This window comes from Sandarakinorhabdus rubra (genome assembly GCF_010994245.1).
Lineage (GTDB): Bacteria > Pseudomonadota > Alphaproteobacteria > Sphingomonadales > Sphingomonadaceae > Sandarakinorhabdus > Sandarakinorhabdus rubra.
On record NZ_WMHO01000123.1, the window covers coordinates 1 to 7,823 of the forward strand.

Annotated in this window: 9 protein-coding genes; 2 read left to right on the forward strand and 7 right to left on the reverse strand. The window is 67.2% G+C overall.

Annotated elements, in window-relative coordinates; all coding sequences use genetic code 11:
- Both GJV64_RS08760 and GJV64_RS08765 read left to right on the forward strand, forming a co-directional pair.
- Window positions 1-433 (forward strand): OmpA family protein (locus GJV64_RS08760; RefSeq protein WP_164156880.1); only part of this gene is annotated, 433 nt, incomplete at its 5' end.
- 169 nt (window positions 434-602) lie between these two features.
- On the forward strand, window positions 603-1,223 hold the full coding sequence (locus GJV64_RS08765) for a YceI family protein (protein ID WP_164156881.1): 621 nt from the start codon (window positions 603-605) through the stop codon (window positions 1,221-1,223).
- 28 nt (window positions 1,224-1,251) lie between these two features.
- On the opposite strand, the gene GJV64_RS08770 is transcribed toward GJV64_RS08765, so the two are convergent.
- From GJV64_RS08770 to GJV64_RS08800, 7 genes are all read right to left on the reverse strand, one after another.
- Window positions 1,252-3,699 (reverse strand): penicillin acylase family protein, encoded by a 2,448-nt coding sequence (locus GJV64_RS08770; protein ID WP_164156882.1) that lies wholly within the window; start codon window positions 3,697-3,699, stop codon window positions 1,252-1,254.
- Between the two features lie 176 nt (window positions 3,700-3,875).
- Window positions 3,876-4,808, reverse strand: a complete 933-nt coding sequence (locus GJV64_RS08775) for an electron transfer flavoprotein subunit alpha/FixB family protein (protein WP_164156883.1) — start codon at window positions 4,806-4,808, stop codon at window positions 3,876-3,878.
- Window positions 4,805-5,554 (reverse strand): electron transfer flavoprotein subunit beta/FixA family protein, encoded by a 750-nt coding sequence (locus GJV64_RS08780; RefSeq protein ID WP_164156884.1) that lies wholly within the window; start codon window positions 5,552-5,554, stop codon window positions 4,805-4,807. Before GJV64_RS08780 ends, GJV64_RS08775 begins: the two co-directional genes overlap by 4 nt.
- Window positions 5,555-5,654: 100 nt before the next feature.
- Window positions 5,655-6,206 carry a cob(I)yrinic acid a,c-diamide adenosyltransferase gene (locus GJV64_RS08785; RefSeq protein WP_164156885.1) on the reverse strand — a complete coding sequence of 184 codons (552 nt, stop codon included), beginning with the start codon at window positions 6,204-6,206 and terminating at the stop codon, window positions 5,655-5,657.
- 16 nt (window positions 6,207-6,222) lie between these two features.
- Window positions 6,223-6,423, reverse strand: a complete 201-nt coding sequence (locus GJV64_RS08790; RefSeq protein WP_164156886.1) for a twin transmembrane helix small protein — start codon at window positions 6,421-6,423, stop codon at window positions 6,223-6,225.
- A gap of 81 nt (window positions 6,424-6,504) precedes the next feature.
- Window positions 6,505-7,263, reverse strand: a complete 759-nt coding sequence (locus tag GJV64_RS15620; protein ID WP_235927667.1) for a PEPxxWA-CTERM sorting domain-containing protein — start codon at window positions 7,261-7,263, stop codon at window positions 6,505-6,507.
- Between the two features lie 117 nt (window positions 7,264-7,380).
- A partial coding sequence (locus GJV64_RS08800) for a glutamate--tRNA ligase family protein (RefSeq protein ID WP_235927668.1) occupies window positions 7,381-7,823 on the reverse strand: 443 nt, incomplete at its 5' end.

Below are 7,823 nucleotides of genomic sequence, written 5' to 3' on the forward strand. Positions count from 1 at the left end.
GCCGCCTCCCCCGCCTCCCCCGCCGCCGCCGTTGCCGCCGTGCCCGCCGCCGGCCGTGACGCCGGGGCCGTTCCTGGTCTTCTTCGATTGGGACAAGTCGAACATCACGGCTGAAGCGGCCGCGATCCTTGACCGTGCGGCCGAGCAGTTCGCTGCCACCGGCCAGACCAGCGTCGCGCTGGCCGGCCACGCCGACAAGTCGGGCAAGGACGATTACAACGTGAAGCTGTCGCAGCGCCGCGCTGACGCCGTGAAGGCCTATCTGGCCGGCAAGGGTGTGCCCGGTGATGCGATCGCCACCGAAGCCTTCGGTGAAGGCCGTCCGCTGGTCGATACCGCCGATGGTGTCCGCGAGCCGCAGAACCGGCGCGTGGAAATCACCTTCAGTGGTGCGCCGGCCCCGGTCTCGTCGGGACCCTGCCAGCCGCAGTAAGCGGCAGCAACGCCAAGAAGAGAGGGAGGCGGCGAAGGCCGCCTCCCTTTTCTTTTTGTCCGCAGCCTGGCGCGGGCAGGTCCGCCGGCCGCTTGACCTCGACTGCAGGCTGGCACACATCGCGGGCCACACTCAGGCCCAGCATGGCCGCCCTTGAAGGAGAATGACGATGCGCATGGTATCGATGGCCCTGATCGCGATTCTGGCCAGTGCCGCCGTGGCGCAGTCGCCTCCCGGCAGCCCCAACCCGGCAGCGGTCAGCGGCGGCGTCTACACTGCCGATCCCGATCACACGCTGGTGGTGTGGACGCTCGATCACCTCGGCTTCACGCCCTACACGGGCATGTTCGGTGACGTGACCGGCACGCTCACCATAGATCCCAAGCAGCCCAATGCGGCGCGCGTGGACGTGACCATCCCGGTCGGCAAGGTGACCACCGCGAGCGCCGGCCTGACCCAGCATCTGCTGCGCCCCGGCAAGGATGGCGGCAAGCCCGACTTCTTCGGCCCCACCCCGGCCAACGCCCGCTTCGTCTCCACCAAGCTGGTGACCAGCGGCCAGACCGCGAAGCTGACCGGCGACTTCACCTTCAACGGCGTCACCCGCCCCGTGACGCTGGACGTGACCTTCTATGGCGCCGGCAAGACGCCGGCCGCGATGGGCGGCAAGGAGAATATCGGCTTCCGCGCCACCGGCAGCATCAAGCGCAGCGACTTCGGCCTCGGCTTCGCCGTCCCTATCGTCGGCGACGAGGTGAAGCTGGAGATCGCGGCGGCCTTCCAGAAATAGGCCGCGGCCTGTCCGCCCGCGCCCCCGATCAGGGGCTGGGCCGATAATCCAGTACCTCGGTCGACACCGCAGTGGCCCGCACATCGTCGGGCGCCATCACGATCTTCTTCAGTTCATTGGCCTCGTGCATCATTGTCTGATCGGTCAGGTGCGGATTGCCCTTGCCGGCCGGATCGATGAACAGGCTCTGCCCGCCGGCATCGACCACCGAATAGAGCGCTGGATGCGCCTGATCGATCTCCATCAGGCCCACCCAGCCTTCGCCGCCATTGTGCGGCGCCATCACCGGCCCCAGCTTCAGCACCGCCGACAATCGTGGTGGATCGGGATCGTCCGGCAGGGCTGGCCGATCAGGGCGCTGGGCTGCCGGATCATAATATTTCCAGAAGATCGGTCGCTTCCACTCGGCCATCGCATGGCCCGGAAACTGGCCCCTCAACTGGTTCACCGTCGCCTTGATCGTGTCGGCGAGCAGCCGGGTGCGATCCCGCCCATGGAACCAGTCGAAGGCGAGCGGCGCGCCAGCCGTCTCGCCCTGAAAGGCGCGCAGCAACAGGCTGGTCTGATAGCGCAGGTAGCGGTCTTCATCGACTTTGCTCCACCAGTCGCCGATGCTGTCGCCAAAGATCATCGCCGGCGCCACGGTCAGCCACTGGCGAAACAGGGTCAGGCCCGCATTGTCATACCGCTCATCGCCGTCGCGGTCCTCATACAGCCCGTTGAATGACAGCATCAGCGCGCCCGCTTCACGCACCTCTGCATCATCGCTCGCCGCCATCGCCGCCCGAATGAACGGCGCGAATAAGTCCGGATGCGTCTGCGTGCGGTCGCTGGCGCCCAGCGCGTGGAAGATCGTCTCATTATAGGCCCGCATGTCGAGCAGGGTGATCGCCCGGCCCGATGCGGCCAGCCGGGTGCCTGCCCAGGTGCGGAAAGTGGCGCCGTTGCGGGCCTCAGTGCCCTCCGGGCTCCAGCTGGTCGCCTTGCTGTTCCAGGCATGGATAAAGCCCTGTCTGGGATTGCGGACATGCGGCTGCTCGTCCGGCGCCAGGAAGCCCATCAACTCATGATCGCCGGTGCCGGGAATGGGGAGGCGCGGATCGACACCGGGCGGCAGTTTGGGCAGATTGCCGGCTTCCCAGAAGGCAATCTGGCCATCGACGCCGCCATAACAGATGCCCAGGTTCCAGCCCATGCGGTTGACGCCCTTGGCTTCGAATTCCTCGATGCTGCGGGCGCGCCCCATCTCGACAATGCCGACCCAGTTGTCGATTTCCCGGCCGCGCATGGCAAAGCTGTGGGAAAAGGCTACGTTGTTGGCCGTGTCCCACTGGATCACCGGGCCATGCACGGTGCGCGCCACCTCGTGCGTCACCGGGGCGGCGCCTTTCACGAGGATGGTCTCCGTGCGGTGCTCCATGTCCCGCCAGGCGCCCTTGAACCAGTATTGATGGCGGTTGCGCGGATTGAGCTTCTCGGCAAACACCGAATTGGCCTGCGCCACGCCCGAGGTGAGCAGCCAGCCATGCTGGACGCCGCGGCCCATGAAGGGCGGGCCATAGGCGTTGAAGCTGAAACCGGCCTGATCGAAGCTGCCGCCACGCAGGTGGATTTCCGGGCCATCGGCGGTCGCCTCCAGCATCAGCACGCGGCCACTGGCCGATTTGTCCGGCCCGATCACCAGGCAGCGGCTGGCACCCTTGGGCGGTTCGGCGGGCGGCGGCGGTGCCGGCGAGGCGGTCAGGTCGACCCCGCCCGCCAGCAGCGACACCGGACGATCCACTGGCCGCGGCCGCGCCGGCGCACGATCCTCGCCCGGGGCGATGACGGTGGGCGAATCCGGATCAGAGACTGGCACGACATCGTTGAAGATGCGCCGGCCAACTCGTTCGCCATGGCGGTTGATCATCGCGTTGAGGAACGCCAGGTTGGCGATCTCGTGGGCATCACGCCCCCCTGGCACCGAGGCGACATAGGAAAGATAATCGAGGAGGGTCCACGGCGTCGGCCGGATGCCCCAGCGGATGAACTCCAGCGGAGTCTTGCGGTCAGGATCGGCCAGCACCTCGGCTACCGCCCGGTTGATGCCATCCACATAGGCCTGCATCATCGCCTGATGTTCGGCCGGAATGGCGTGATACATGCGCATCAATTCGGCATCGGGCAGGCGGCGATCACGCGCCGTCCTGTCACCCGCCAGCGCCGACGCGCCCAGTATCTCCGCCCGCCGGCCCGCCGCCCCCCGCCGCTGCAACTCCATCGCCGCCAACCGATCCTGCGCCAGCGCATAGCCAGCGCCAAACATCACGCCGGCCGAGGTTTCGGCAAACACGTGCGGCACGCCCATGGCATCGCGATGCAAAGTGACCTTCTGGACGGGCGGGGCGGCTGGCTGGCCTTGGGCAGCAGGCGGCAGCAGCGCCAGCCACAGTCCGGCGATGGCGATCCGCGCCCTGGCAACGCTGGCCGGTTCCATGCCCGCCTCCTCCTGCCGGCCCTGCCCGGCCACTGCTGCCCTCACATTGGCCATCTTGCCCGCAACCGGTTGCGGCATCCAGCCCGGAGACGCTCCAGAATCAGGCCGCTCCGCGACAACGAAAAGGCCCGCCGCTGGTGCCAGCGGCGGGCCTCTTTTCGTGATGGCAGGGCGCCTTACAGTTTGCCGGTCAGCTCCGGCACCAAAGTGAAGAGATCGCCGACCAGGCCAACATCGGCGACCTGGAAGATCGGGGCTTCCTCGTCCTTGTTGATGGCGACGATGATCTTGGAATCCTTCATCCCGGCGAGGTGCTGGATGGCGCCGGAGATACCGACCGCCACGTACAGCTCCGGCGCGACGATCTTGCCGGTCTGGCCGACCTGGTAGTCGTTGGGCGCATAGCCGGCATCGACGGCGGCGCGGCTGGCACCGACGGCGGCGCCCAGCTTGTCGGCGAGCGGGTCGATATATTCGTGGAACTTGTCCGACGAACCCAGCGCGCGGCCGCCCGACACGATGATCTTGGCGGCGGTGAGCTCAGGCCGGGCCGACTTGGTGAGCTCGGCGCCGACGAAGCTGGAGGTGCCGGCCGAACCGGCGCCGCTGACGGCTTCAACCGCAGCGCTGCCGCCGCTGGTTGCGGCCTTGGCGAAGGCGGTGCCGCGCACGGTGATCACCTTCTTGGCGTCCGACGACTTCACGGTGGCGATGGCGTTGCCGGCGTAGATCGGGCGGGTGAACGTGTCCGGGCCTTCGACCGACAGGATCTCGCTGATCTGCGCCACGTCCAGTGCGGCGGCGACGCGCGGCGCGATGTTCTTGCCGCGGCTGGTCGCCGGCGCAACGAAGGCGTCGTAACCCGCCATCAGGCCGGCCACGAGCGGGGCGACATTCTCCGGCAGGGCGGCGCCATAGGCGGCATCATCGGCCACCAGCACCTTCGAGACACCGGCAATCTTCGCGGCAGCAGCGCCGACTGCACCGCAGCCGGCACCGGCGACGAGGATGTGCACGTCGCCGCCCAACTGGGTCGCGGCGGTGACGGCCGCCAGCGTGGCGTCCTTCAGTTCGGCATTGTCATGTTCGGCAAGAACAAGCGCGCTCATGCGACGGCTCCCATTTCCTTCAGCTTCGCGACCAGCTCATCGACGCTCTTCACCTTGATGCCGGCCTGGCGCTTGGCCGGCTCGGTCACCTTCACGGTGGTGAGGCGCGGCGTCATGTCGACGCCATAATCCGCCGGGGTCTTGTTGGCGATCGGCTTCGATTTCGCCTTCATGATGTTGGGCAGCGAGGCATAGCGCGGCTCGTTGAGGCGAAGATCGGTGGTGACGATCGCCGGCAGCTTCAGCGCCACCGTCTCCAGCCCGCCGTCGATCTCGCGCGTCACCGTCACGGTGTCGCCCTGCGGATCGACCTTGGAGGCGAAGGTGCCCTGCGCCCAGCCCAGCAGGCCCGCGAGCATCTGGCCGGTCTGGTTGGCATCATCGTCGATGGCCTGCTTGCCGAGGATGACGAGGCCGGGGGCTTCCTCGCCCACCACGCCGGCCAGCACCTTGGCGACGGCGAGCGATTCGGTGGGCACATCCGTCTGCACCAGGATGCCGCGGTCGGCGCCCATGGCGAGCGCGGTGCGCAGCGTTTCGGTGCACTGCTGCACGCCGATGGAAACGACCACCACTTCGGTGGCGATGCCCTTTTCCTTCAGGCGGATCGCCTCTTCCACGGCGATCTCGTCAAAGGGGTTCATGCTCATCTTGACGTTGGCCAGCTCGACGCCGGTCTGGTCCGACTTCACGCGCACCTTCACGTTGTAGTCGACCACCCGCTTCACGGGGACAAGCACCTTCATGGGCATCCTTTCCCAAGGTCAATTGTTGCGTTGTCCTGCCTTGGCCGATGCCGCCGACAGGGTCAAGGGCCAAGTTGACGTTAACGTCAACCAGTCGCGCTCAACGGCTGGCGCCGGGCACCCACAGCACGTCACCGGCCGGATTTTCCACCCGCGCCAGCACGAACAGCAGGTCGGACAGACGGTTGAGATAGGCCCGGGCGGCGACGCTGATGTCTTCTCCGGCGTCCACAGCGGCGACGGCATCGCGCTCGGCGCGGCGCACGATGGTGCGGGCGAGGTGAAGATGGGTGGCCGCCGCCGTGCCGGCCGGCAGGATGAAGCTGGTGAGCGGCGCGAGGCTCTCGTTGGCGGCGTCGATCTGCGCCTCCAGCCAGTCGACCTGAGCGGGGATGATGCGCAGCGCGCCGTCGATGCCGGGCGGCGTCGCGATGTCGGCGCCCAGATCGAACAGGTCGTTCTGGATGCGCGACAGGATGGCATCGGTGGCGGGGCTGGCCGAAAGGCGGGCGAGGCCGATGGCGGCATTGGCTTCGTCCACGCTGCCCATCACGACCGGGCGGTGGCTGGCCTTGGAGACGCGGCTGCCATCGACGAGCCCGGTGGAGCCATCATCGCCGGTGCGCGTGTAGATGCGGTTCAACTTGACCATTGCGGCCGCTGCCGGTTCAGCCCGGCCGGTTGATCAGGAACAGGATGACAATGAACAGGATGGCCAGCGCCTGCAGGGCGACGCGCAGGCTCATCATGCGGTTGGATTGCTCGCCGGTCACATCCTGACCCCGTGCCATGATGATGATGCCACGCGCCAGCACGGCGAGCGTCGCCACTGCTGAGGCGATCATGAAGAAGACCAGCGTCGATTGCATGGACGAAGGGTCTATCACCCTTTGGCGCGCTGGCCAGCCGGAATCGCGGGGGTGCGGCGGTTGGCCCTCCCCCCGGTGTCCTCAGGCGGCGGCGACCACGCGGCGACGGCGGGCAGCCGCCCCCACCAGGCCGAAGCCGGCGATCAGCATCGCCCAGCTCGACGGTTCGGGCACGCTGCCGCCAATTTCCTGCACATTGATGATCAGGTTTCCCACGTTAAGCTGTTGACCAGGCAACGCCAGCTGCTGGGCTGAGGTGGTGGGATTACCCTGCCGAAAGCTCAACCCCAGAAACAGCGGGTTGCCGAACGGCGAGAACATCAGGCTGGGAAAATCGGGCCGTTGGGTAACATCGGTGATCAGCAGCGGCAGGACGTCTGTCGTGCCGGGCGCCGTGCGGCCAAAGAACAGGCTCTGCATGTAAATGTCCGGAGACAGACCAAAAATGTCGTAGGTGCGCACCGCACCGGCTGGCGAAAGGCCGGCGACGGACGTGATATTCGCCTGATCCTGCCGGGCGTTGGGGCCGAATGGAGCGCTGACGTTGTTGGTGAGCAGAATGTTGCCGAGATCATTGCCGTTGCGCAGCAATAGGACAGAATTACCGATCGTGACGATGCCGGCCTGCACCGAACCGGTCCAGAAAGCTGCCTGGCCCACACCGCCGACGGTGTTGAGCGACTGGAATGTGGCAGCGCTTGTATCCACCTGGAACAGTGCGTTCACGGTCAGTCCGCCCAAAGCCTGCACCTCGGCAATGGGATTCGCCGACGGTGGCGCGAATGCTTGGCCTTGCAATGAAATCAAATAGGTCTGTGCCGCCGCCGGCACCGCCAGCATCAGCGCCGCACACGCGGCAACCATTCCCCCGAAGCGCATCGCAACATCCCCACAGCACCGGCGGTGCCGGAAATGCGGACCGCAGAATCCCCGAATGGCACAACGCCCGAGTGGTCGTCAATTTAAGACTTCGTGAAGGATTTCGGCAGCTTTGGTGCCATTTTTGCGCAAGTGCCGCAGCGTTTCGCCGGCATCGCGCTTGGCCAGCCGCCGGCCATCGGCGCCCAGGATCAGCCGGTGGTGGTGATAGCGCGGCGTCGGCAGCCCGAGCAGCGCCTGCAGCAGGCGCTGGGGGTGGGTGGCGGCGAACAGGTCCATGCCGCGCACCACGTCGGTCACCCCCTGCGCGGCATCGTCGACCACCACGGCCAGCGCATAGGCGGTGCCGACATCGCGGCGCGCCACCACGATATCGTCCTGCGGCGCGGCCTGCTGCCAGCCGGCGCTGCTGTCGTGCCATGCGAGCGGGCCAGTGCGGGCCAGCGCGGCCGCCACGTCGAGCCGCCAGGCGGGCGTCTCGCTTGCCAGCCGACGCGCGCGCTCGTCCGCCGACAGGTGGC